Raw genomic sequence first — 23169 nt, forward strand, 5'->3', positions numbered from 1 at the left:
AGGTTGTTCTTGTTCGGCCTGTCTGTGCAATTTCTTCTGACCGGAAGGGTCTTGGGGTCAAGCTGCCCGTACCAAGCGGCTTGGTCTAAAATCCTTCGATCCTTATATCTTCTACATCTGAATTCCGAGGTTTTCATGTCTCAAACCAGCACTCCCGTTGATCCGGACGGCCTGCTTGAATATTCGGTGGTCTACACCGACCGCGCCTTGAACCATATGTCCAAGACCTTCCAGGAAGTGATGCGCGAAATCTCTCGCACGCTCAAACAGGTCTATCAGGCACATTCGGCTATCGTGGTGCCGGGCAGTGGCTCGTTTGGCATGGAAGCGGTGGCCCGTCAGTTTGCAACGGACCGAAAGTGCATGGTGATACGCAATGGTTGGTTCAGCTACCGCTGGACTCAGATTTTTGACATGGGTTCCATCCCCGCCAGCACCACGGTTCTGAAAGCACGCCCGATTGAGGAAGGCAAGCAGGCCGCTTATGCACCGGCCCCTATCGAAGAAGTGGTTGCCGCAATTCAGGCTGAAAAACCAGCTTTGGTGTTTGCCCCGCACGTGGAAACAGCCTCCGGCATCATGTTGCCCGATGACTATATGCGTCAGGTCGCCGATGCTGTGCACGCGGTGGGCGGTCTGTTTGTGCTGGATTGCATTGCATCGGGCACCGTGTGGGTGGATATGAAGGATGTGGGTGTGGACGTGCTGATCAGTGCCCCGCAAAAGGGTTGGACTGGCTCGGCATGTTGCGGTCTGGTGATGTTAAGCGAGCGTGCTCGTCAGCACATTGAAACCACGACCAGCACCAGCTTTGCCTGCGACCTGCGCAAGTGGCTGCAGATCATGGAAACGTATGAGAACGGGGCTCATGCCTACCATGCTACCTTGCCGACGGATTCTTTGAAGGTGCTGCAAGAGGCGATGGCCGAGACGGAAGCTCTGGGCTTTGACTGGATCCGCAATCGTCAGCTGGAGCTGGGCCGCAAGGTGCGTGCCTTGCTCAGCGAACATGGTTTCCGCAGCGTGGCGGCACCAGGTTTTGAAGCGCCGGGGGTGGTGGTGTGCTACACCACGGACGACGGGATACATTCGGCCGCGAAGTTTGCCAAGGCTGGTTTGCAAGCCGCCTCGGGCGTGCCTTTGCAATGCGATGAACCTGCCGATTTCAAGACCTTCCGAATTGGTCTGTTTGGCCTGGACAAGCTGAACAATCTGGAACGCTCGGTGGAGCGTTTGGCCAAGGCGCTGGATGCGATTGAAGAGCAGTAAGTTGCTGCAGTAGCGGTTGCTACATGAGAAGGGAGCCTTGCATGGCTCCCTTTTTATTTTTGCTCCCAAGTAGAGTGTGGCTTGCTTCTTCTTTGCCTACTACTTAGTGGCATCCCCAGGGGTTTTGGGGGCTTGATTGAGTTCGCCCATGGCAAAAGCCAGATTCACGGAGCCGACCAAACCGGCGGTATGGGCGGCAGTCTGGGCTTCTTGGGCTCCCAACAAGCCAGTGTGCGCTTCGGTCAGCAAGGTCATGCCGGTCAGACCTTCCTTATAGGATTCCAGCGCACCTTGGTAAGTGATTTGTGCCGCCTCGACCAGGCTGGTGGCGGCTTGATGAGACTCCAGAGCAGCTCGCAGCGCGTCGGCAGCGATGATCATTTGCTTGTAGGCGTCTTGTTCGGTTTTGGCGACGCGTTCGCGCGCGGTGTCGGCACGCAACTGGGCTTCGCGTACTTGCTTGTTGCGTAGCCCAGCGTCGTAGATCGGGATATTCAGGGCCAGCACGGCGCCTCGGGAGGAGGATTGCGGGCTGACTTCGGGCAGGCTGCCTACACTTAATGAACCCATGCGTTTGGAGATAAAACCCATCAAGGCCAGCTTGGGCATGAAACTGGCTTCGGCTGAGTCTATGCCTGCCAGACTGGCCTGATGGGCGGCTTGCAGGGCCTGTACATCGGGCCGCTGGGCGATGGCTTTTTTCAGTGTGTCATTGCCAGGGATATCCAGATCCTTGGGCAGGGGGCGGGTGGCGCTATCGGCGACTTTCAGCTCCGTTTCCGGGGACAGGCCAATTGCACCCAGCAACGTTTGATAAGACTGACGTGCCAGAGTGCTGGCATTCACATGGTGCAAACGTGCCTGGGCTTTCAGTTGTCGTGCCTGCGCGACTTCAATCTGGGTGCCCAGCCCATTGCGCTGCCGCTCCAGGGCGATATCTTCAATCAGTGCCGCATTTTTCAGCCCTTGGGCAGAGATTTGCTCGCGTTGGCGGGCCGAGTTGTAGTTGAAGTAGCTGATGGATACTTCTGCAATCACGGCTTGATGCACACCGCTGAAGGTAATCCGGCTGGCCATGGCCAGTTTGTCGGCCGCCTCTTGCAAGGCGGCGCGTTTGCCAAAGTCGAACAGCAGCCACTTCAAGGTCAGGGAAGGGACGGCGCCACTTAAATGGGTGTCGTAGTCCACATCGACTTCTCTACCCAGAATGTGCACGCTGCTGTCGCGGTCGCTGCGCATATAGCCGCCCACCACGCTGGCGGAGATCAAGGGCAGGTAGGTGCTTTCCACCATACCGGCAGCTTCTGCGGCTTGCTGGGCCTCACCCCAGGCAATGCGGGTGCTGGGGTTCAGGCGTTGCGCCAGGTCGATCAGTTCTGGCAGGCTGTATTCGTGATGGGCTTGCACGCGGGGCGCTGGCTGGTTTTGATCCGGGCCGCTGTAATCGGCCAATGTCAGGCGAGGTGGTTCCGGCGCATCTTGCTCGGGCATGGCCTGGGCCATGGGTTTGTGATCAGGCGCCGCGCAGGCGGCCAGAGTCAGGGCGGCCGTCACAGCCAGAGTCAGACGCAATGCAGGAAAACAAGTCATAGACATAAATTCAGGAGGCAGCAGAATGAGTCAGCAGCGTAGCAGCATACTGCTGTCCGCCTTCAAGGACGAGTTGTACGGCCATGCAGACCAGCAAGAACCCCATGATGCGTGAAATGGCATCGACGCCGTTATGCCCGATCACACGCACGATGCTGAGCGAGGAGCGCAGGCAAATGAAAAAGATCAAACCAATCAGGATGGCCAGAATGATGGGCGTAGCCACCAGCACCCATTCCGCATAGTGCCCGCGCATGCCAGCCATTTTGGAGGAGGCACTGATAACCAGAGCCATAGTGCCGGGACCGACTGTAGAGGGCAGGGTCAGCGGGACAAAGGCGATATTGTTGTGGGCAGCGGTGTTCTGATCGGCTGCTTTGGAAACCACGTCGCTGACAGTGGGGGGAAACAACATGCGAAAGCCGATATACGCCACGATCAGCCCGCCCCCGATGCGCATGTCCACCATGGAAATGCCCAGTGCCGAAGTAATCCACAAACCGGCGTAGTAGGTAATCAGCAAGGCAAGAATGACATACAGCGTTGCCTGACGCAGTTGCTGCTTCTTTTCTGCTGCGCTCAAGGTTTCGCCCAACGACAGGTACATCACCATTGAAGTCAGGGGATTGGCCAGGGGCAGCAAAAATGCCAGCCCCAGGCCGAGCAATTTGAATAACTGCATCACTTCGTTGGGCATGGGAGCTCCTTGATGAGGTTTCAGGCGGGCAGGGCGTTCTTGTAAATCTTGCCGTCCTTGATGATCAAGAGCAGGTTCTGTTCGGGCTGCTCCAGAAAGCTCAGGCTTTGTTCGGGTTCGCCATCAATCAACAGCAGATCCGCCAGGGCACCGGGTCGGATCACGCCCAGTTCGCCTTCGTATGGTTGGCGCAGGCCCGACAGTTGCAGCAGTCGGCCATTATCTCCGGTCGCCATTTTCAGCACCTTGAGTGGGCTGTAAAAACGGGTCAGCTTGGACAACATGCGGCCATGGTGTGGTAGATGGGCGGGGGTGAACAGAATGTCCGTGCCCCAGGCGGTCTGGATCTGATATTTATCGGCCAGTTCGTAGGCACGTACGGTACCTACGGCAACTTGTTGTTGCTTGGCCTTGCTGCGTGGATCGTGCTGGACGTTGGCGTCTTCATCGGCCAGAAAGGGTTGCAGGCTCCACCACACGCCTTCGCCAGCCATCATGCGGGCGGTTTCTTCGTCGGCAAGTTGGCCGTGTTCGATGGATTTCACGCCTGCCTTGATCGCACGCTGGATACCACGAGCGCAGTACACGTGCACCATCACGTAGGTGCCCCAGTCGCTGGCGGCGCCCACCGCGGCACGCAGTTCGGCATCACTAAATTGCAGTCCTTCCAGTGGGTCGTACAATGAGGTGACACCGCCCCCGGCCATCAGCTTGATCTGGCTGGCGCCCAGCATCAGTTGCTCACGAACGCGACGCAGGACCTGGTCGGCGCCATCGGCAATGCAGGTTACACCTGCTCGTTCGGTGTGGCTTAGCTCGCCTTCTGCGCGTGGCACTTCGTAGCGCATACGAAAGTCTGCATGGCCGCCGGTTTGCGCAATCATGGCGCCGCTAGGATAGATGCGCGGGCCATGCAGCAAGCCCATATCAATACCGCGTTTCAAGGAGAAGCTGGGGCCACCGGCATCGCGCACGGTGGTAAAACCGCGCAGCAAGGTGCGCTCGGCTTCTTTGCTGGCAATCAAATGCAGGTCAGCCGGGTCGGCCATCATGGCGGTCATCTGGTCGACAGCGCACAAGAGGCTATGCCAGTGGGCGTCGATCAGGCCAGGCATCAAGACTTTGTTCTGGCAGTCCATGACGGTGGCGTCGGCCGGAATCTCGGCAACCGGCATGACGGCAGTGATGCGGCCCTGGTCAATCTGGACGGCCAGCCCGTTTTTCAGCTCTGTTGTTTCACCATCAAACAGGCGCAGATTGCTCAGGATCAGTTTGGGAGCCAGGGCGATGGGTTTCTGATCCAGGGCATTATTGGATTGGAAGGCCGGGCCTGCAGGGACCGCGCTGGGGGCGAAACTGGCTGATGCACTCAAGCGCTTGTGAATGAAGGGAATGGAGGGGTGGGCGCAAACACAGGCTGGCAAGCCGTGACGATAGGCTTGGCGTTGTTGGCGCAGGGCAGGGGACTGGCCCAGGTAGGAGTAAGTCTGCATGGCGTCCTAAAAAATCAACGATAAATGAAAGGAAGGCGGACTCAAGACATACGCAGTTCGATCAGATCCAGCAGGCGGACCCGTTCGCGAGCGATTTCATCGGATATCTGGTGTGTGCGAGCTAAGGTGTAAACGGCCTCACGCGCGGCGTGGATGGCCCGGATTTGCATGTCTTTTTCCAGTGCTTGTTCTGCCAGATCCGGCTCCAGTCCGTCGCCTTGAGGGCTGTGAGCAATAGTGCCCAGGACGCGGTCGGCCATGGCCGTGTAACGCGCCCCTGAGGACTCGGGATTGTGCGCAATCAAGTCATTCAATGTCTGCGCCACTGACTGGGCGCTGGCGTGACGTACGGCTTGCTCGGCCCGTTCTTCCTGCTCCTGACGTCGACGCAGGGCAGGGAAGCTGACTCGTTTCATGATGGGTGGCAGGGCCAGGCTGGCCGTCAACAGTGACACGATAATGACGACGGAGGCCAGGAAAATAGCCAGATCTCGGGCAGGAAAAGGACTGCCATCGGCAAGAGTGAGCGGCAAGGTCATGACACCGGCCAGGGTGACGGCACCTCGTACCCCGGCAATGGACAGCACCAGCACCAGGCGCGGGTTGGCTTGGGCGGTCTCAGCATCATGATGCAAGCCCAGCAGGGACAGGCCGCGTCGTAGCCACAGGTAAGCGTAAACGCATAGAAAGCGCAGCAAAATCAGGGTGGTACACATGGCGACCGCATAGACCAGCAGCCAGGCTGGATTATGGTGGCCGGTCTCCTGGACAACCTGTACCGCGCCGCGAAAGATAGCGGGTAGTTGCTCGCCCAGTAGGACGAACATCATGCCATTCAAACTAAGTTGCAAGGTGTCCCAGACGGTCTTGCGCTGCATACGGGTGGCCGCCAGTGCATTGCCCGAGAGCTCGGCGTAGCTCATGGTCACGCCTGCCGCGACAGCGGCCAGAATGCCAGAAGCCTCCATTTGTTCAGCCAGGAAGTAGGACGCAAAAGGCAGGAGCAGGCTGAACAGAACTTCTGGCCCTGGCTCTTCGCCCCAGCGGCGCACAAAGAGATTACGCAGAAAAAGCAGGGCACGCGTGGTCACTACGCCCACGACCAGGCCGGCCAGCGTTAGCCACAGGAAGTTCTGGCTGGCAGACGTGATGGAGAAAGAGCCGCCCAGGGCCAGGGCTACAGCAAGTCGAAACGCAACCAGACCGCTGGCATCGTTGAACAGGGATTCACCCTCCAGCAAGGCCTGCAGTCGTGGCGGCAGAGGCACGCGGCGGGTAATGGCCGAGACGGCAACTGGGTCAGTTGGCGAGACAATGGCGGCCAAGGCGAAGGCCACTGGCAAAGGCATGGCAGGAATGAGCCAGTGCAGCACGTGGCCTAATCCGAATACCGTTAAAAAGACCAGAATAAAAGCCAGAACCAGAATGCCAATTCGGTCCCGAATTAAACTTTCCTTGGAAATGCGCCAGCCATCCAGAAATAATAAGGGCGGCAGAAACAGATAAAAGAACAGATCCGGATTCAGGGTCATCCCATGATTGAACCAGCCGGCAATCAGAAAGCCGAGCAAAATCTGTACGAGAGGGGCAGGGATGGCAACAGGTATTATCTTGACCACGCTGTTGCTGATTAAAACGGCGGCCAGCATGCTTAAAGTCAGGTTTACGTCATCCATGGCAACTCTGTGTAAATAACCGAGGTTATTGAGACCCTATCAGAAAGATGTTTGTCACTATACTCGTGAAAATCATAGATACACAGTTGCTTAATCCGGCAGAGATATAAATGATGTCTTTGAAAGGGCTCAGGTACAATTCGTCGCAGCGATCAGGGCGCCATGCGCAGATCGGTTTAACAATAATCAGGGAGATGCCACGCATGCGTGCGCTACTAGCCGGTCTGGCTGTCTTGCCCTTGTTGGGGGGATGTTCTCTTGCCCCTTCGGTCTATATGGCGGGTTCGTATTTCCCGGCCTGGCTGGTGTGTGTGCTGGGCGCCGTGCTGCTGACCTTGCTGATTCGTTGGGGGCTGATTCGTGCAGGTGTGGATGATGCCCTGCCCATGCGTTTGCCTGTCTATGCCTGCTTGACGCTGGCACTGACCTTTGCCGCACTTCTTCTTTTCTTCGAGTGACTGAGCCATGACCCAGGCACAGAAATCCTCCCCCCGTAAAGGCGCTGCCCGCCTGCTGAGCGTGCTGATCGTTGTTGCCGCCATTGTCTTGGCATGGTGGTATTTGCAGCGCTCTGCCAACAACCCTTTGTCCGAAGACGCGGTGATCGGTGCCGATGTGGTACATATCTCCAGCTCCTTGCCTGGACACATTGAGCGCATGATGGTGCGTGACGGTCAGTTTGTCAGCCGCGATGAACTGCTCTTTACCGTAGACCCGGTGTTTTATCAGTTGCGTCTGGAACAGGCCCAGGCTGAACTGGCGCTGGCTCAGGCTACGCTGGACATGAAGCAACGGGCTGTGCGCGCAGAAGGGCATAACGCCGTAATTGCCGATGATCAGATTACCCGCGCTAAAACCAATTTGACGATGGCCACGCAAAGCCAGCGTCGCTTGGCGAATCTGGCGGCCAAGGGCTATGTCTCCCAACAGCAATTGGATGAAGCCAATACCTTGCTGCGTGATGCTCAAGTCACCTTGAAACAGGCAACAGAGCAATCCGGGGCCGCTCAGGCTCTGGTCGGCAATACGCAGGCAGAAGAAGCCATGGTGCAAGCGCGACAGGCAGGTTTGGCGATGGCCCAGCGTGATCTGGAACATACTCAGGTCAAGGCACCGCACAACGGTCGTATCGTGGGCTTGCGTATCGGCTCGGGAGAACATCTGATGCCCGGCACGTCTGTCTTTACCTTGCTGGATACGGATTCCTGGTATGTCACGGGCATGTACCGTGAAACGGATCTGAAAGCGATCAAGCCAGGGGCCTGCGCCACGGTGTATGTGATGTCCGATCCTTCGCGCAAGCTCTCGGGCAAGGTAGAGGAAATTGGTTGGGGTGTCAGCAGTCAGGAGCAGATCAATCTGCCGCGCAGCCTGCCCTATATTCAGAAATCCATGAACTGGGTACGGGTAGCGCAACGCTTTCCGGTGCGTATCCGTCTGGATGCCCCGCCCGAGGACTTGATGCGCATGGGTGCCTCGGCCACCACCATTATTCATCGCGATGGCAACTGCTAAGACCGGCGTGTCGGGTCTGGCGCGGCTGGTCTGGCAAGACTTGCAGCCCACCCCCGGTCGTCTGGCGCAAAGCTGGCGCGTGGCAGTGCTGTGCGCCTTGATGGTGCTGCTGGCCATGAACTACGGTATTCCCGAGTCTGCCGTCAGCTGCTTTGTGATCTTCTTTGTGATGAAGTCCGATGCCGGCGAAAGCTCGGTACTGGCGCTGGCTCTGGTGGTGCTGGTGTCCATTGTGGTGCTGCTGATGGTGCCATTGATTCAGGTCACGATTCAGTATCCGGCCTGGCGTTTGCTGGCCATGGTGCTGACCTCCTTTGTGCTGTTGTTTCTCGGGGTAGCCAGCAAGCTGGGGCCTTTGGGCGGGATTATTGCCTTGGTCATCGCCTTTGTGCTGACCTTGTTGGGCTATGTGCCCTTTGGCGAGATTGCTACCCGCGCCGTGCTTTATGCCTGGTTGATGACCTGCGCCCCCATGGGCCTGGTGCTGATCTTCAATCTCTGTTTTGGTTTGTACCCGCACAAGGTGTTGCGCCGTGAACTGGCAGCGCGTTTGCGTTTGTCGGCCCAGGGTTTGATGGGGCAGGCAGATACGCAGGATTTGTGGGACGAACTGGCTTTGGGAGTCAGTGCACAACAGAAGCGACTGGGCTGGATACGGCTGTTTCATTTGCGGCCTGCACAAGAGCAGGCAGAACTGGATCAGGCCATCTTGAATACCTACCGAGCCTTGCTGGCGGTTGCCGTCTTGCGCGATCAGCATCTGGACAATGAGCAGGCCACAGCATTTGCCCAGATGTGCGAACGCAGCGCACAGGATATTGAACAAGGGCGTTTGCCGCAGATGAATGATCTGCCCGAGCTGTCAGCCTCCAGTTCTTTGGCCGAACAAGATTTGCGCGATGCCTTGCTGGCCTTGTCGGGGGCGGTGTCTATTGGCAAAGCGGATCCGGAACATGGTTCCTTCATGGTGCCCGACGCCTTTAGTAATCCGGTTTATCAGCACCATGCCTTGAAGGCGACGGCAGCTGCAGTGCTTTGTTATCTGATCTATAGCGCGGCAGACTGGCAGGGCATTCATACTGCCATGATTACCTGCTACGTGGCCGCTTTGGGCTCTACCGGGGAAACCGTACACAAGCTGACCTTGCGGATTGTGGGCTGTTTGCTGGGGGCGGCGCTGGGCTTTATCACCATCTTGTTTGTGATGCCGCATCTGCTGGATATTGGCGGCTTGATGGTCGTGGTATTCCTGGTGTCCCTGTTAGGGGCCTGGGTATTTTATGGCCCGGAACGTATCTCGTATGCCGGCATTCAAATTGCCTTTGCCTTTTATCTGGTGACCTTGCAGGGCTTTGGTCCCAGCTTTGACCTGGATTCGGCCCGTGATCGGGTGATCGGTATTTTGCTGGGCAATGCGGTGATGTACGTGATGTTTACCCAGATCTGGCCTGTCAGTATTGCAGGTTCGGTACGTCAGCGTTTGGCCAAGGCTTCTGACAGTTTGAGCGGCCTGGGCAGCTTATGGCAGGAACGTCCTGCCCAGGCGGTGCAGCAGTCAGCCAGCGTCGCGCAGGAGCTGTCGGCGGCCAAATATGGATTGGCTCTGATGCACTTGGAACCAGAGCGTTTGCGACCCGACCAGCAGCAGGCCCAGGATATGCAACGTCAATGGCAGCAGTTGCGCCAGCAGTTCATCGGCCAAGCCTATATGCCTGTATCTCGCCACCGAAGCGATTGATAACCCTCATTACCTAGAGGTGATTTTCCCGTCCTTGACGGCTCGTAGAATGGGCCTCACTTCCCATTATCGGGATCAAAAGAAGCGCCGCAAAGGCCTCGGTTCGGTCGGAGACACCCCCGCATACCTACTTCTTTCTGCCTATGTCTGCACCTTGTTGCGGGCAGGGCAGGACTCGTCTTTGCTCGGCGTTTTCTTTGATTCAGCGTGTGAGAAGTCTCTTGCCCCCTTTGGGGCTGGAACTGTCCATTACTGATTCCTGATGACGGCAACGTACCGTTTCAGACATCACAATACTGATAAAGGAGCATGAAGTATGGCTGAGCAAGAATCCGCATTGCGGCCAGGGCAGGAGGCCCTGGTCCCTCCGGTTGCTGGCGGTTGGTTGCAGAAACATTTTGCCTATACAGCGCGCGGCAGTTCTCTGCGTCAGGAGGTCTTGGCAGGGCTGACGACATTCCTGGCAATGGTTTATTCCGTATTTGTCGTACCGTCCATGCTGGGCAAGGCGGGCTTTGATACCTCGTCGGTCTTTGTGGCCGTGTGTCTGACCAGCGCTTTTGGCTCCCTGCTGATGGGGCTGTGGGCGAATCTGCCCATTGCGGTGGGCTGTGCCTTGTCCTTGACTGCGTTCTTGGCTTTTGACTTGGTGCTGGGTCAGCAACTCAGCCCGGCCGTCGCCCTGGGTGCCGTGTTCCTGATGGGCCTGATCTTTACCCTGATTTCCGCCACCGGGATTCGTACCTGGATTCTGCGCAATTTGCCCCTGGGCATCGCGCATGGCACGGGTATCGGAATTGGCCTGTTCTTGCTGATGATCGCCTCCAACGAGGTAGGTCTGGTGACCCGTAATACGGGCGCAGGTCTGCCGGTTGCCCTGGGGGACGTCACGTCCATGCCGGTCTGGCTGAGTGTGCTGGGTCTGGCAGCAATTTTTGGCCTGGAGCGCCGTCGTGTCACGGGCGGTATCTTGCTGGTGATCTTGGGTCTGTCGGCGGTAGGCCTGATCTTCGATCCCAATGTGCGCTTTACTGGCCTGTTTGCCATGCCTAGCCTGCTGGGCGAGAACTCCTTGATCGGTGCCATGGACATAGGCGGGGCCTTGAATGCGGTCGTCCTGCCCAGTGTGCTGGCTCTGGTGATGACAGCCGTGTTTGATGCGACCGGCACGATTCGTGCGGTCGCGGGCAATGCCGGGCAATTGGACAAGGATGGCCAGATCATCAATGGCAGCCGCGCCCTGACGACGGACTCGCTCAGCTCTTTGGTGTCTGCCAGCTTGGGGGCTTCGCCTGCCGCCGCCTACATTGAATCTGCTGCCGGCACAGCCGCCGGGGGACGTACCGGTCTGACCGCGGTGGTGGTTGGCCTGGGTTTCCTGATGCTGATCTTCCTGTCGCCTTTGGCCGGTCTGGTGCCTTCCTATGCGACTGCGCCTGCCTTGATGTATGTGGGCTTGCTGATGCTGGGCGGCGTGCGTCATCTGAATACCGAAGATACGGTCGACACCATGGCGGGTCTGGTGTGCGCCGTGTTTATCGTGCTGACCGTCAATATTGTCACAGGCATCATGCTGGGCTTTTGCACGCTGGTGCTGGGTCGCCTGTTCTCGGGTGAACTGCGTCGCCTGAATGTGGGCACGGTTCTGATTGCCATTGCCCTGGTTGTTTTCTACCTGGGTGGCTGGGCCTTATAAAGCAGGGCTTGGGAAGGGCTGGTGTTCCCCTTTACACTAGCCCTTTTTCTGAAAACCAAAGGGGTACCTGTGCTGGTCGCATTTGATTTTGATGGCACGATTACAGACCGGGACAGCTTGCAGGACTTTATACGTCGCATGCGAGGCTGGCCGGTCTGTATTCGTGCCTATTTAGCTTGCGTGCCTCGCGTCCTGGTCTGGGATCGCGGTCCGCAGCGTCGTCAGGCGATCAAGCATCGTTTTCTACGCAGTGCCTTGGGTGGTTTGAGCCGGGAGCAGGTTCAGGCTTTAGCCGACACCTATGTGCGGGACTATGTGCCGCAGATTGTCCGCCCGGAAATGATGGAACGAGTCCGTGCCCATCGAGAGCGGGGAGATACGGTGGTGCTGGTCAGTGCCTCGCCGTCCATTTATTTACAGCCCTGGGCGCAAGCACAGGGAATGGCTCAGGTGCTGGCGACAGAGTTGGCCTTTGATGATCAACAAGGTTGTGTGGGCATGGCCAGCGCCAATTGCTGGGGGCAGGAGAAGGTGAATCGCTTGCAGGCGTGGCTGGGCGATAAACCCGTGGAGCTGGATATGGCCTATGGTGATAGTCCCGGTGATGCGCAGATGCTGGCCCATACGCGTCAGCCCTGGCTGCGGGGAAGGGATGCCGCTCTGCCAGCGCTGGAAGTCCGATAGTCGATTGTAAGGTTTGCTCTGTACCGCTTTAGTTGCAGGCTTGGCAGCCTAGTGGCAGGCCTACAGTCCAGGGCGGGAGATCAAGATAGCAAAATGCCCGACCAGAATCTGCTTCTGGTCGGGCATTTTTTCGGAGTGATTTGCAGTGATTAAGTCAGCGGAGATCAATCCCGACGCAGGGGTTTGATCCTGGCCGCTGGTTTAGTTCTGATTGCGCTTGATTGCCATACCAATCAGCAAGCTGGCCCAACCTTGGGTCAGCAAATCAATACCCAGTATCAGGCCCAGAATCCATACGCTATTGCCGGGCCAGCCTGCGGCAATGATCAAACCGGCTGCCAGTGTAATCAGGCCGGAAAAGGCCATCCAGCCGCCACCTGCCTGGGCCCGGTTCTGAAACCAGATCCAGAGTCGGAATGCGCCGGAAGCAATCAGGAAGGCGCCAAAAATCAGGGTCAGGACGGTGGCACCTATCAAGGGGTTGCTGATGGCAATCAAACCGGCGAACAGGTACAAAATGCCGCTCAAGCTCCAGAACAGAAAGCCGCGCCAGCCTTTGGAACTCCATGCATGAGCCAGATGCAGCACGCCGCCTATGGTCATCAGGATGCCGACGTACACCACGCTGGCAACCGTGGCGCCAACCACGTAGATCAAGGCGATCAGACCCAGAATAATCAGGGCGATGCCCAGACCAATAAACCATCCTGGTTTCAAGGGCAGTTGACGTAGCAACTCAGAGCGATTGTTGTCATGTGGACTTAGAGCCATCTATGTACTCCTTGCAAGGTTAAACCGACGCTACGGTCTTAACTTTACTCCAGACCCGTGCAAGGGCCTAGTGATATGCAAAGAGCCTGCTGCAGAAACACGAAGGCCCTACCGTTGCGGTAGGGCCTATGGGCCGCTCTGGCGGCGGTGAACTGTCATGATGACAGTTTGGGAAAGCTGTGTTTCAGACAGCTTACTGACACTATGTCAGTGGTTTCAATGTACGTTAGCTAATCAAAACCAGCCAATTATGGAAAACCCGGAAGTCTGAAACAAAGCCCTTCAAACCGGTAAAACAGGCAGTTTGAAGGGGTGGGAACAGGGCCTTAGTGGCCGTGTGCGCCCTGGTGACCCTGGCCAGCCTTGGTGTTCAAGGCACGGACCGGAGCGCTGATTTTCAGCTCTTCCTTTTGACCGGCGGCATTCTGGATTTCCAGGGTGAGATCCACGGAACTGCCCGCCTCAACCTGTTTGTCCAGACCCAGCAGCATGATGTGGTAGCCGCCGGGTTTCAGTTCCACAGCCTTGCCAGCGGGCAGGTCGATTTTTTCAACCTGGCGCATGCGCATGACTTCGTTTTCCATCGCCATTTCGTGTACCTCTACCTGTTTGCTCAAGCTGCTGCTGGCGCCCAGCAATTGGGCGTTCTCGGTAGATTGCAGCACCATGAAGGCGCCGGTGGCTTGCTGGCCGGGAACCGTGGCGCGAACCCAGGGATCGGTAACGGTGACTTCGGCCTGGGCCAGGGTGGGCAGGCTCAGCAAGGCGGCCAGGGAAAAAAGAGAGCGAGCAATAGTACGTTTCATGTTGGTAATCCTGTTGGGGTTCACTTGCTCAGAGCCAGTACCTGGCGGATATCAGCCACGGCTTCTTCAGCCGTTTGCGTATGACGCAGGGCGATCTGCAACTTGCCTTGTGTGTCATACACATAGGTCAAGGCGCTGTGGTCCATGGTGTAGCTGGAGCCGGTAGGAACCTTTTGATAGAAGACTTTGAAGTCGCTGGCGGTTTTGGCCAGCTCTTCCTCGGTGGGGCGCAGGGCCACGAAACTGGGGTCGAAAGCCTGCATGTAGGCTTGCAGCAGTTCGGGCGTGTCGCGCTCCGGGTCAATGGAGATAAACAAGACTTGCAGCTTGTCGCCATCCTCGCCCATCTGTTCCTTGATGTCGACGGCACGAGTCAGGGCTGTCGGGCAGACGTCGGGGCATTGGGTAAAACCAAAGAAGATCAGCACGATCTTGCCGCGATAGTCGGCCATGGTGCGACGTTGGCCTTCGGTATCCAGCAAGCTGAAATCCTTGGCAAAGTCGGCACTGCTCATGTCTACACCTTCCAGATTACGAAAGGCGGGCTGCTTGGGGGCCTTGTCGCCGCAGGCGCTCAGGACCAGAGGAGTCGCCAGCATGGCAAGCAGGAGCTGGCGGCGTGAGAAGGAGGCGTTCATAGAAATATCCCGCTAATTGACAACATAAGGTGGCTGCGCCGGGCAGCCGAGGCTGGTCAGGAAACGAGCGTGGAGGGGGGACCGCGCGCACTCAGGGGCGGGCCCGTCAGGGGAAGAACGGGAGCCGCCGCCTGTTGGGCAGTGTCCCAGGTATGTCGTGGTGTAGGTGTCAGATTCCAGGCAGGGCTGGGATCATCATTCAGGGCTTTTTGCGCCTGGGCCTGGGCGAACAGACAGGCCGCATGCAGGCTATGTTGCTCGTCGTGCTTTGGGCCACCAGGTAGCTGGCTGCTCCATTGCGCCAGGAAAGGGTCGCCCTGAACGCACAGGCTGAGCGCGGCTGCATTGGCCGGGTCGGCGCTGGGCATGTAGCCGTTGGGGATCAGACCACGCAAAAGCAGGGCGCAGATTGCCAGCACCAGTAAAAACCGGCTGCGAGTACCTGAGGTGGGGAATGCGCAGTGCCTGATCATGATCAGAGCATTCTAGTACAGATGGAAATCAGTTTGCCCAGATTCTGTGGCACAGTAGACGCCTATCATCAAGGAGCTTGATATGCGACAGATTTATGGGGTGCTGAGCGCCTTGGTCATGGTGCTGGGGCTGGCGGCGTGTTCAACACCGGATCGCTCTGCAGACAGCAGCTGGAGTCGACCTTCCGGCGTTGAAATCTATGGGGAAATGGATGCAGGGGTAGGGACGGTGCGGCAGTCCCGCTAGGGAGACTGCCGCGTGCCGCGTCAGGCCAGGGCTTGGCCTGCGCTATCAGCTGCGTCCTGTTTTTTCATGATTTCTTCAGGATCAGCTTCATCATTCAAGTACGACAAGGCTTTGCTCAGGCTATAGGCCGGTTCAAAGGAGTCGGGGTTGGCCATAGGCCAGCCCACACGGAAAATCGTTTGACGATAGTGGCCGCGCAAGAGTTCGCCTTTTTTCAGATCCGGGAACAGAGCCGACATCACGCGCACTTCGCCGTTGCTGATACGGCGGGCAATATGGTGAGGACGTAGCTGGTCCGGATGTTCCAGGCCCGCCGCACCCAATAGTTCAGCCAGGGCTTTGAGCGTATTGCCATGGAAGCTGGCCACGCGCAGGGATTTGTCATCAACCACCAGGGCTTTTTGACGCTGCGGATCTTGTGTCGCCACGCCAGTGGGGCACTTGTCGGTATGACAGGCCTGGGCCTGAATGCAACCCACGGCAAACATGAAACCACGCGCGCTATTGCACCAGTCAGCACCCAGGGCCATGATGCGGGCCATATCAAAGGCGCTGATGATCTTGCCCGAGGCACCCAGGCGGATTTGTTCGCGCAAACCGATACCCACCAGCGTGTTATGAACCAGGCGCAGAGCCTCGCGCAAGGGGGTGCCGACGTGGTCAATGAACTCCACGGGGGAGGCACCGGTACCGCCTTCCGCACCATCGACCACAATAAAGTCTGGTGTGATACCTGTTTTCAGCATGGCTTTGGCAATGGCAAACCATTCCCAGGCATGTCCGATACAGAGTTTGAAGCCCACGGGCTTGCCACCGGACAAGGTACGCAGCTTGGCCACGAATTCCAGCAGCTCTACGGGAGAATGGAAAGCGCTGTGGCTGGGGGGCGAGTTACAGTCCACGCCTTCCGGCACACCGCGTGCCAGGGCAATTTCAGGCGAGACCTTGGTGCCGGGCAAGATGCCGCCGTGGCCAGGTTTGGCCCCTTGCGACAGCTTGATTTCAATCATTTTGATGTGATCCTGAGTGGCTCGTTCGGCAAAGCGTTCGGGAGAAAAGTTGCCTTGTTCATCGCGGCAACCAAAGTAGCCCGAGCCAATATTCCAGATCAGAGCACCGCCATGACGCAGGTGATAGGTGCTGATGCCGCCTTCGCCCGTGTCATGCGCAAAATTGCCCATCTTGGCACCCTTGTTCAGGGCCAGGATGGCATTGGCCGACAGCGCCCCAAAACTCATGGCCGAAATATTCAGCACCGACAGCGAATAAGGCTGGGTACAGTCCGGCCCACCCACCGTGATACGGAACTGTGAGTCCTTGATGTGCTTGGGCGTCATGGAGTGGTTGATCCACTCGTACCCATTGTTGTAGACCTCCTGGTGAGTACCAAAAGGCTGCTTGTCGACCTGCTGTTTGGCGCGCTGGTACACCAGGGAGCGGTCCGCCCGCGAAAAAGGCAGTTGCTGCTCATCGCCTTCCAGAAAGTACTGGCGAATCTCAGGGCGTATGGCTTCAAAGATAAAGCGCAGATTGCCGATAACCGGGTAGTTGCGACGAATGGCGTGACGAGTTTGAGTGATGTCCACCAAGCCCTGAATGCACAGGGCCAGCCCTGGTATCGCCAGCCACAGCCAGCTTGCGCTTCTGAACAAGGAAAGCAGCAAGAAAAAGGCGGTCAGGCCAATGATGATGTAGAAGGCGGTGTAGCGTGTCAGCCACTTTTGCATAAAGACTCCTGCCAAGAAAACGGGGTGACAGGCAGGATTTCGGGTACCTGCCGGTCAGGCTGCCAACATCATAGAACGCTCCCGTACGGTTTGACCATGCCTGGATGGCGATAGTTTATGAAAACTAACAAACAACCACGGAGTGGCTGAAAAAGGGCGGGGCAGGGCGCAAATTGTTTAGCTTTGAAAGGCGTGATGGAAGCCAGGGAGGCTGTTGCGGTGCAGCATGAAACAGCGTGTTCCGCTTTGGGACTTGTGTATGGCGGCAGGGCTGGAGCTGCCATAAACACGATATTCAGCTAGCTGTAATTGAATAGGTAGGTAAGCTATCTATATAATCATGCTTTAGCCTTTGTTCTGTCTCCTGCCTTTTATGTTTCCCTCATTTTCCTGGATCCAGCTGGATCGACCTGCGCTCCTGCATGGCCTGAATTTGGCCTTGGCAGCGTGGCTGTCGTTCACCATCGCTGTTCTGCTTTCCGTTGATAACCCGTTTTGGGCTGCCATGCCGGTGTGGGTGCTGTCGCAAGCGTATCGGGGGCTGGTGTACGAGCGGGCTTTGTGGCGGATTTTGGGAACGTTGGTGGGGGCCGGTTTGGGATTGGCGTTCCTGCACTTACCCAATCCTTATCTGCAATTGCTGGGGATGGCCCTGGTGGTGGGGGTGGCCTCGGCCTTGACCCATGTGTTTCGGGGCGCTTTTTCTTACTTGCCCATGCTGGCGGGGATCACGATTGGCGTGGTGGTCTTGCCCTCGGTGCTGGCTCCGGAGGCGTCACTGGATTTGGCCTTGTCGCGAGTGGAGTGCACGCTGATCGGGGTCGTGGTCACCACCTTGCTGTGCTCGCGGACAACGCCGCGCAGTCAGCGCAAAACGTATTACGAGCGCGTACGTGTCCTGGCGGCGGATGCCTTGCGCATCGCTGCTCATGCTTTGGGGCCGTCTTATCAGCAGCCGGATCAAAGCTCGTGGAGCCGTGTTCGCCAGGAGATTGTGGATCTGGATGCCCAAGCCCGTATTCTGGCGGCCGGCTCTCTGGATGCTTATCGACGCCTGCCTTATGTGGATGCGTTTCTGTACGCCGTGATTGAGCTTTTGGCCGCCAGCGCGCTGATTGTCCAGCAAAGGGAGCAGGGCCTCTCGCCTGCCGCGGATTATGCACGCGACTTGCAGGAACAGGCACAACGCTTGCAGGACGGTCTGAGTTTGCGGGTGCTGGGCAAGACAGCCTTGCGGCAAGAGGGGCAGATCAGTCTGGCGCGCTTGCGCCGTGCAATGGGTCAAATACAAAGGGCGGAGCAGGGGTTGTTCGCTGAACGGGTGCAGCCCAGACGGCACCGTTTTCTGACGACGCCTGCTGTTTCGGTGGATTGGCCCTTGGCAATCCGCACAGGCCTGGTCAGTGGCCTGGCCGCTTTCACTGCAGGTGGTATCGCTTACGCTTTGGCCAGCCCCGCGCTGGAGTTGATGGCGATTGGGGTGTGTACGTTCTCCATTATTTTGGGCTCCATGCCGCGTCCGCAACTGATGAGCCGAACCATGTTTACCGGGATTGCCGTGGGCGTGCTGGTAGCCAGCTTTTATCGCTACTTCGTCCAGGCACACCTGGTTGCGGACTGGCAGGTCATTCTGTCCGTGCTTCCTTTTTTGGTGATCGGCGGTTTGTTACGTGCCAACCGTCCTACGTCGACGTGGGCATTGGACGCGAATATGTGTTTCCAGCTGGCCAGTCAGGCCGGGATGGCGGCCGTTACTTGGCCCATCATCTTGAAGGAGTCCTTGCCTTTGCTGGCGGGCTCTGCGGTCGTGTGCAGTGCTTTCTTTCTTTTGCCTCGCCGGACTCATCCTCGTGGCCAAGCCTTGGTCAGACGTGTGGTGCGCGAACTGTATCCCTTGATCAAGCGTTCGCGCCCACGCCTGTTCCGGGTCTGGCGTGCGCGGGTAGCGCGTCAATGGGTGCGTCTCTGGCACTGGATGGGCGAGCAGACCCCTCATGGTTTGCTGTCCTTGATCAACCTGGGCCATGGCGTGGTCGCGCTGAAGCGGCTGGCCAAACGCGGACCGGAGCAGCAAGCCTGTGTGGAGCTGGTCTGTGAGTTGCTGGAAGGGTTTGAGCATCAGCCCGTGGAGTTGGCCCAGCAATTGCTGCGTATCAGCCAATCCTGTACCGACACGGTATTGAGGCAGGCGATCATGGATGTGGCGCAGTCCTTGCAGGGGGCGCAAGCGGTTCTGGTTTATGCTTACCCGCCTGATGCTACGCCGCGCGCTGTGGAGACTTCCTGATGAATCACCAACTTTATGAACGATTTGGCCTGTCCATGATTGTGCTGGCGCGCCTGTATCGTCGTGAACTGGATCAGACGCTGGTGCGTTATGGCGTGTCCGAGGCCACCATCCTGCCGATTCGCTATCTGGCCCAGTTGGGGGAACCCATACGGCAAGGGCAGTTGGCACGCATGATGCGTCTGGAAGGCCCCACCCTGGTGCGCCTGATCGACCAGTTGGAGTCCGGCGGTTTGCTGGAGCGTGTGCCCGACGAGCAGGACAAGCGCGCTCGCCTGTTGTGTCTGACTGAAAAAGGGCGGGACTTTCACGAACGCCTGCTGGAATTGCTGCGCCAATCCCGTGCTCCCCTGTTTGAAGGGATTGCGGACGCAGATATAGAAGCGGCCTTGCGTTGTTTTGACGCGCTGGCCAGCAATCTGGGGCTGGAAGCAACGGATATGTCCAGCCTGTTCGGGGATTGATCAAGTGCCTGGGCGGGGCAGCGTAAGCGCATGTTCCAGATGGTGAGCAGAAAGCAGGAGCTGGTTTCCTGCTTTTTTACTTTATGGTTGAATAAACCGTCCTTGTTTCAGCAATAAGGAGGGTATGCCATGAACGATGTAGATCTTGCACGCTTGGTCAAAATCATGACCGAGGCCCAGCTGACGCTGGCAACCGCAGAATCCTGCACGGCAGGGTTGATTGCGTCCACGCTGGCTGACCAAGCGGGGGCGGCAGCTGTACTGGACTGTGCTTTTGTGACGTATTCTCCGCAGGCCAAGTATCGCTGCCTGGGCGTCGATCAGCGGGTGCTGGCGGAAAACAATCTGTGCAGTGAGGCAGTGGCGCGGGCCATGGCCAAAGGAGCCGCAGAATTGACCCCGGCCAATTTGATCATTGCCAATACGGGGGTGGCTGACGATATTGCAGAGCCGCAGATTCCGGCCGGCACGCAATGTTTTGCCTGGCTGTTCAAGCCACAGGATAAATTTGATCCTTTGGTCGTCTATACGGAAACGATTGTTTTCGATGGCACGCGGGATGAAATCCGCCAGCAAAGTGCGAATCATGCCTTGCTGCGCATCGAGCATTGGTTGCGGCTGGTTAAACAAGAACGCCAGGGTGTGACCCCTGGCGTTTGATACCGCTAACTGGACAAGCTAAGCCTGTAAAGGCTTAGTTTTCCAGGTATTTGCGCCAGACGCGTGGCAGGATACCGCCATGACGCCAGTACTCCATGTCCTCGACCGTATCCAGACGCACAATCACCGGCACGGACTGGGTGCTGCCATCCAGGCGATGGATTATCAGCTCGGCCTGCGAGCGTACACCCAGGTTTTCTTCCAGGCCCTTCACATCAAAGGTTTCGGTGCCGTCCAGACCCAGGGTGTCGGCATTGGTGCCGTCCTGGAACTGCAAGGGCAGCACACCCATACCGACCAGGTTGGTGCGGTGGATACGCTCGAAACCTTCGGCAACCACCGCCTTCACGCCCAGCAGAGCAGGGCCTTTTGCGGCGGAGTCGCGGGAAGAACCGCAACCGTAGTTCTTGCCAGCAATCACCAGCAAGGGAACCTGACGTTCCTGATAGGTCTGGGCCGCTTCAAAAATACGCATCACTTCGCCTTCCGGCATCACCTTGGTGACGCCGCCTTCCACGCCGGGAACAATCTTGTTGCGCAGACGGATGTTGGCGAAGGTCGCACGTTTGACCACTTCGTGATTGGCACGGCGCGTGGTGTAGTTGTTGAAGTCTTTTTGCTCCACACCTTTGGACAGCAGGAAGTCAGCAGCAGGCGTACCCAGGCTGATCGAACCCGATGGCGAGATGTGGTCGGTGGTGATGGAGTCACCCAGAATCGCCAGCGGACGCATGCCGCGCAGGTTGGCCACGGGAGCCGGTTCGCGCTGCAAGCCGTCAAAGTAAGGCGGTTTGCGGATGTAGGTGCTGTCGGCTTCCCATGGGTAGTGGCCACCATTGCTTTCGCGGGCCAGGGCATCCCAGGGTTCGCCGCCGTCGTACAGCTCGGCATAGCGCTCGATGAACAGGTCACGGTCGTAAGCGCCGTGGATGGCTTCCTGAACTTCTGCCGATTTGGGCCAGATGTCGCTCAGGTAGACGTCTTTGCCGTCCTGATCCTTGCCCAGCGGGTCGCGGGTCAGGTCCACATTCAGGTTGCCGGCCAGGGCGTAGGCCACAACCAGGGCGGGCGATGCCAGGTAAGCAGCGCGCACGTTGGCGTGGATACGGCCTTCAAAGTTACGGTTACCCGACAGTACGGCGGTGGCAATCAGCTTTTCGGATTCAATCGCGTTGACGATATTGGCAGGCAGTGGGCCCGAGCCGCCGTTACACGTGGTGCAACCAAAGCCGGCAATATTAAAGCCCAGCACGTCCAGGTCGTCTTGCAGTTGAGCGCGCTCCAGCACGTCAGCTGTTACTTGGCTACCGGGCACCAGCGAGGTCTTGACCCAGGGCTTGCTGCGCAAACCACGAGCCACGGCGTTACGGGCCAGCAGACCGGCGGCCATCATATTGGCGGGGTTAGCGGTATTGGTACAGGAAGTAATGGCGGCAATGACCACATCGCCATCATTCAGCACAAAGTCCTCGCCTTCCACGGGTACGGCACGTTGCGGGTCGTAAGGACGGCCAGCAATTTTCTGGTGATGAGCGGGGAAGGACTGGGCAGCGGTGTCCAGATCCAGGTGATCTTCAGGGTTGCTGGGGCCAGCCAGGCTAGGCTTGATGCTGCTCAGGTCCAGTTTCAACACGGTGTCGTAAACAGGAGCGGGAGCGGCCGGGTCGCGCCACAGTTTTTGAACCTTGCTGTATTGCTCGACCAGATCAATCTGTTCTTGTGGACGGCCTGTCATGTGCATGTAGTGCAGGGCAGCGTCGTCGATGGGGAAGAACACCGCGGTTGCGCCGTACTCTGGTGCCATATTGGCGATCATGCCACGGTCGCCCAGGGAGAGCTCGTCCACGCTGGGGCCAAAAAATTCGACAAACTTGCCCACCACGCCCAGTTCGCGCAGTTTTTGCGTAATGACCAGAACCAGGTCGGTAGGCAGCACGCCGTCATTGAGCTTGCCAGTCAGCTCGATACCCACCACGGCAGGCAGGGCGATGGCGACGGGCAGGCCTACCATCACGGCTTCGGCTTCAATACCTCCGACACCCCAGCCCAGAATGCCCAGGCCGTTAACCATAGGCGTGTGGCTGTCGGTCCCGACACAGCTGTCGGGGTAGACCAGATCCACGTCCTTGCCTTCTTCGGTCCATACAACCTGACCAATATGCTCGATGTGCAATTGGTGCATGATGCCTTTGCCGGGCGGCACGACTTTCACGCCATCAAAGTTGCTGGAACACCAGCGCAGGAAGGCAAAGCGCTCGCCGTTACGTTGGTATTCGCGTGCCAGGTTGACGTCGGCCGCCTTGGGGTTGGCCCAGCTGTCCACTTGCAGGGAGTGGTCAATAATGACGTCGATAGGGACTTGGGGGCGCACACGGCTGGCGTCACCACCGGCTGCTTGTACGCCTTCGCGCAAGGCCGCCATGTCCAGCAACATCACCAAACCCAGAATGTCCTGACCAAATACGCGGGCAGGGTAGAAGGTGATGCCGTCGCCCACCTTGCGCTGGAGCAGGGAGTCAATTTCCTGATCCACGTCGGCGTGACGCACGGCCTTTTGACGACAGAGGTTTTCCAGCAGAACGCGCAGCGAGTACGGCAGCTTTTCAATACCGGGGATGTCGGCGATAGGAACGTAACGTACGGAACGTCCGTTCAGGGACAGCGTTTCTAGGGCAAGAGACTGAGACATGGCAAACGATTCATCCGTAATAAGAAGCCAGGAAAGCGGGGCCAACCTG

20 protein-coding genes are annotated in these 23169 nt (G+C 57.9%); 10 read left to right on the forward strand and 10 right to left on the reverse strand.

Features of this window, described 5'->3' with window-relative positions; all coding sequences use genetic code 11:
• The first annotated feature begins 135 nt into the window (after positions 1–135).
• Positions 136–1269 (forward strand): aminotransferase class V-fold PLP-dependent enzyme, encoded by a 1134-nt coding sequence (locus NIZ92_RS06925; protein WP_042489025.1) that lies wholly within the window; start codon positions 136–138, stop codon positions 1267–1269.
• Between the two features lie 99 nt (positions 1270–1368).
• On the opposite strand, the gene NIZ92_RS06930 is transcribed toward NIZ92_RS06925, so the two are convergent.
• From NIZ92_RS06930 to NIZ92_RS06945, 4 genes are read right to left on the reverse strand one after another with little or no spacing between them, the layout of a single operon-like run.
• Positions 1369–2859 (reverse strand): TolC family protein, encoded by a 1491-nt coding sequence (locus NIZ92_RS06930; protein ID WP_240688267.1) that lies wholly within the window; start codon positions 2857–2859, stop codon positions 1369–1371.
• Positions 2860–2869: 10 nt separating this feature from the next.
• Complete coding sequence (locus NIZ92_RS06935; protein ID WP_009460989.1) at positions 2870–3556, reverse strand: MarC family NAAT transporter; 687 nt, start codon at positions 3554–3556, stop codon at positions 2870–2872.
• Between the two features lie 20 nt (positions 3557–3576).
• The gene (locus NIZ92_RS06940) at positions 3577–5049 is read right to left on the reverse strand and encodes an amidohydrolase family protein (RefSeq protein ID WP_254002947.1); all 1473 of its coding nucleotides are present in this window, start codon (positions 5047–5049) and stop codon (positions 3577–3579) included.
• A gap of 41 nt (positions 5050–5090) precedes the next feature.
• The gene (locus NIZ92_RS06945; protein ID WP_060186963.1) at positions 5091–6725 is read right to left on the reverse strand and encodes a Na+/H+ antiporter; all 1635 of its coding nucleotides are present in this window, start codon (positions 6723–6725) and stop codon (positions 5091–5093) included.
• Positions 6726–6928: 203 nt separating this feature from the next.
• On the opposite strand from NIZ92_RS06945, the gene NIZ92_RS06950 reads away from it, so the two are divergent.
• The 5 genes from NIZ92_RS06950 to NIZ92_RS06970 all read left to right on the forward strand — a co-directional run bounded on the left by NIZ92_RS06950 (position 6929) and on the right by NIZ92_RS06970 (position 12358).
• A complete protein-coding gene (locus NIZ92_RS06950) occupies positions 6929–7183 on the forward strand; it encodes a YtcA family lipoprotein (protein WP_170978589.1) in 255 nt (84 codons plus the stop codon).
• Positions 7184–7190: 7 nt separating this feature from the next.
• A complete protein-coding gene (gene mdtN / locus NIZ92_RS06955) occupies positions 7191–8240 on the forward strand; it encodes a multidrug transporter subunit MdtN (RefSeq protein ID WP_254002948.1) in 1050 nt (349 codons plus the stop codon).
• Positions 8227–9978 carry an FUSC family protein gene (locus NIZ92_RS06960; RefSeq protein ID WP_052159193.1) on the forward strand — a complete coding sequence of 584 codons (1752 nt, stop codon included), beginning with the start codon at positions 8227–8229 and terminating at the stop codon, positions 9976–9978. Before mdtN ends, NIZ92_RS06960 begins: the two co-directional genes overlap by 14 nt.
• A 316-nt stretch (positions 9979–10294) precedes the next feature.
• Positions 10295–11674: an NCS2 family permease gene (locus NIZ92_RS06965; protein WP_254002949.1), complete on the forward strand. Its 1380-nt coding sequence runs from the start codon at positions 10295–10297 to the stop codon at positions 11672–11674.
• A 69-nt stretch (positions 11675–11743) separates the two neighbouring features.
• Positions 11744–12358: an HAD-IB family hydrolase gene (locus NIZ92_RS06970; RefSeq protein ID WP_035268864.1), complete on the forward strand. Its 615-nt coding sequence runs from the start codon at positions 11744–11746 to the stop codon at positions 12356–12358.
• 201 nt (positions 12359–12559) lie between these two features.
• Here NIZ92_RS06970 and NIZ92_RS06975 read toward each other — a convergent pair whose 3' ends face one another.
• The 4 genes from NIZ92_RS06975 to NIZ92_RS06990 form a co-directional block, all read right to left on the reverse strand.
• Positions 12560–13129: an HdeD family acid-resistance protein gene (locus NIZ92_RS06975; protein ID WP_254002950.1), complete on the reverse strand. Its 570-nt coding sequence runs from the start codon at positions 13127–13129 to the stop codon at positions 12560–12562.
• Between the two features lie 326 nt (positions 13130–13455).
• Positions 13456–13935: a copper chaperone PCu(A)C gene (locus tag NIZ92_RS06980; RefSeq protein ID WP_035268345.1), complete on the reverse strand. Its 480-nt coding sequence runs from the start codon at positions 13933–13935 to the stop codon at positions 13456–13458.
• A gap of 20 nt (positions 13936–13955) precedes the next feature.
• Positions 13956–14573 (reverse strand): SCO family protein, encoded by a 618-nt coding sequence (locus NIZ92_RS06985; RefSeq protein WP_035268342.1) that lies wholly within the window; start codon positions 14571–14573, stop codon positions 13956–13958.
• Positions 14574–14629: 56 nt separating this feature from the next.
• A complete protein-coding gene (locus tag NIZ92_RS06990) occupies positions 14630–15046 on the reverse strand; it encodes a hypothetical protein (RefSeq protein WP_035268339.1) in 417 nt (138 codons plus the stop codon).
• Positions 15047–15128: 82 nt separating this feature from the next.
• On the opposite strand from NIZ92_RS06990, the gene NIZ92_RS06995 reads away from it, so the two are divergent.
• Entirely contained in the window at positions 15129–15293 is a 165-nt protein-coding gene (locus tag NIZ92_RS06995; RefSeq protein ID WP_157664272.1) for a hypothetical protein, read from the forward strand.
• 20 nt (positions 15294–15313) lie between these two features.
• Here NIZ92_RS06995 and NIZ92_RS07000 read toward each other — a convergent pair whose 3' ends face one another.
• Positions 15314–17020, reverse strand: coding sequence for an FMN-binding glutamate synthase family protein (locus NIZ92_RS07000; RefSeq protein ID WP_254002951.1), 1707 nt, complete (start codon positions 17018–17020; stop codon positions 15314–15316).
• Between the two features lie 373 nt (positions 17021–17393).
• Here NIZ92_RS07000 and NIZ92_RS07005 point away from each other — a divergent pair, with 373 nt between their 5' ends.
• The 3 genes from NIZ92_RS07005 (at position 17394) to NIZ92_RS07015 (ending at position 20431) form a co-directional block, all read left to right on the forward strand.
• Complete coding sequence (locus NIZ92_RS07005; protein WP_254002952.1) at positions 17394–19307, forward strand: FUSC family protein; 1914 nt, start codon at positions 17394–17396, stop codon at positions 19305–19307.
• Complete coding sequence (locus NIZ92_RS07010; RefSeq protein WP_009460957.1) at positions 19307–19771, forward strand: MarR family winged helix-turn-helix transcriptional regulator; 465 nt, start codon at positions 19307–19309, stop codon at positions 19769–19771. The genes NIZ92_RS07005 and NIZ92_RS07010 overlap by 1 nt, the downstream gene beginning before the upstream one ends.
• A 129-nt stretch (positions 19772–19900) precedes the next feature.
• A complete protein-coding gene (locus NIZ92_RS07015; RefSeq protein WP_026484714.1) occupies positions 19901–20431 on the forward strand; it encodes a CinA family protein in 531 nt (176 codons plus the stop codon).
• A gap of 34 nt (positions 20432–20465) precedes the next feature.
• Here the strand turns inward: NIZ92_RS07015 and acnA are convergent, their stop codons facing one another.
• Complete coding sequence (gene acnA, locus NIZ92_RS07020) at positions 20466–23120, reverse strand: aconitate hydratase AcnA (RefSeq protein WP_254002953.1); 2655 nt, start codon at positions 23118–23120, stop codon at positions 20466–20468.
• Positions 23121–23169: the final 49 nt, after the last annotated feature.

This window comes from Alcaligenes sp. 1735tsa3, assembly GCF_024134565.1.
Classification (GTDB): Bacteria; Pseudomonadota; Gammaproteobacteria; order Burkholderiales; family Burkholderiaceae_B; genus Alcaligenes; species Alcaligenes phenolicus.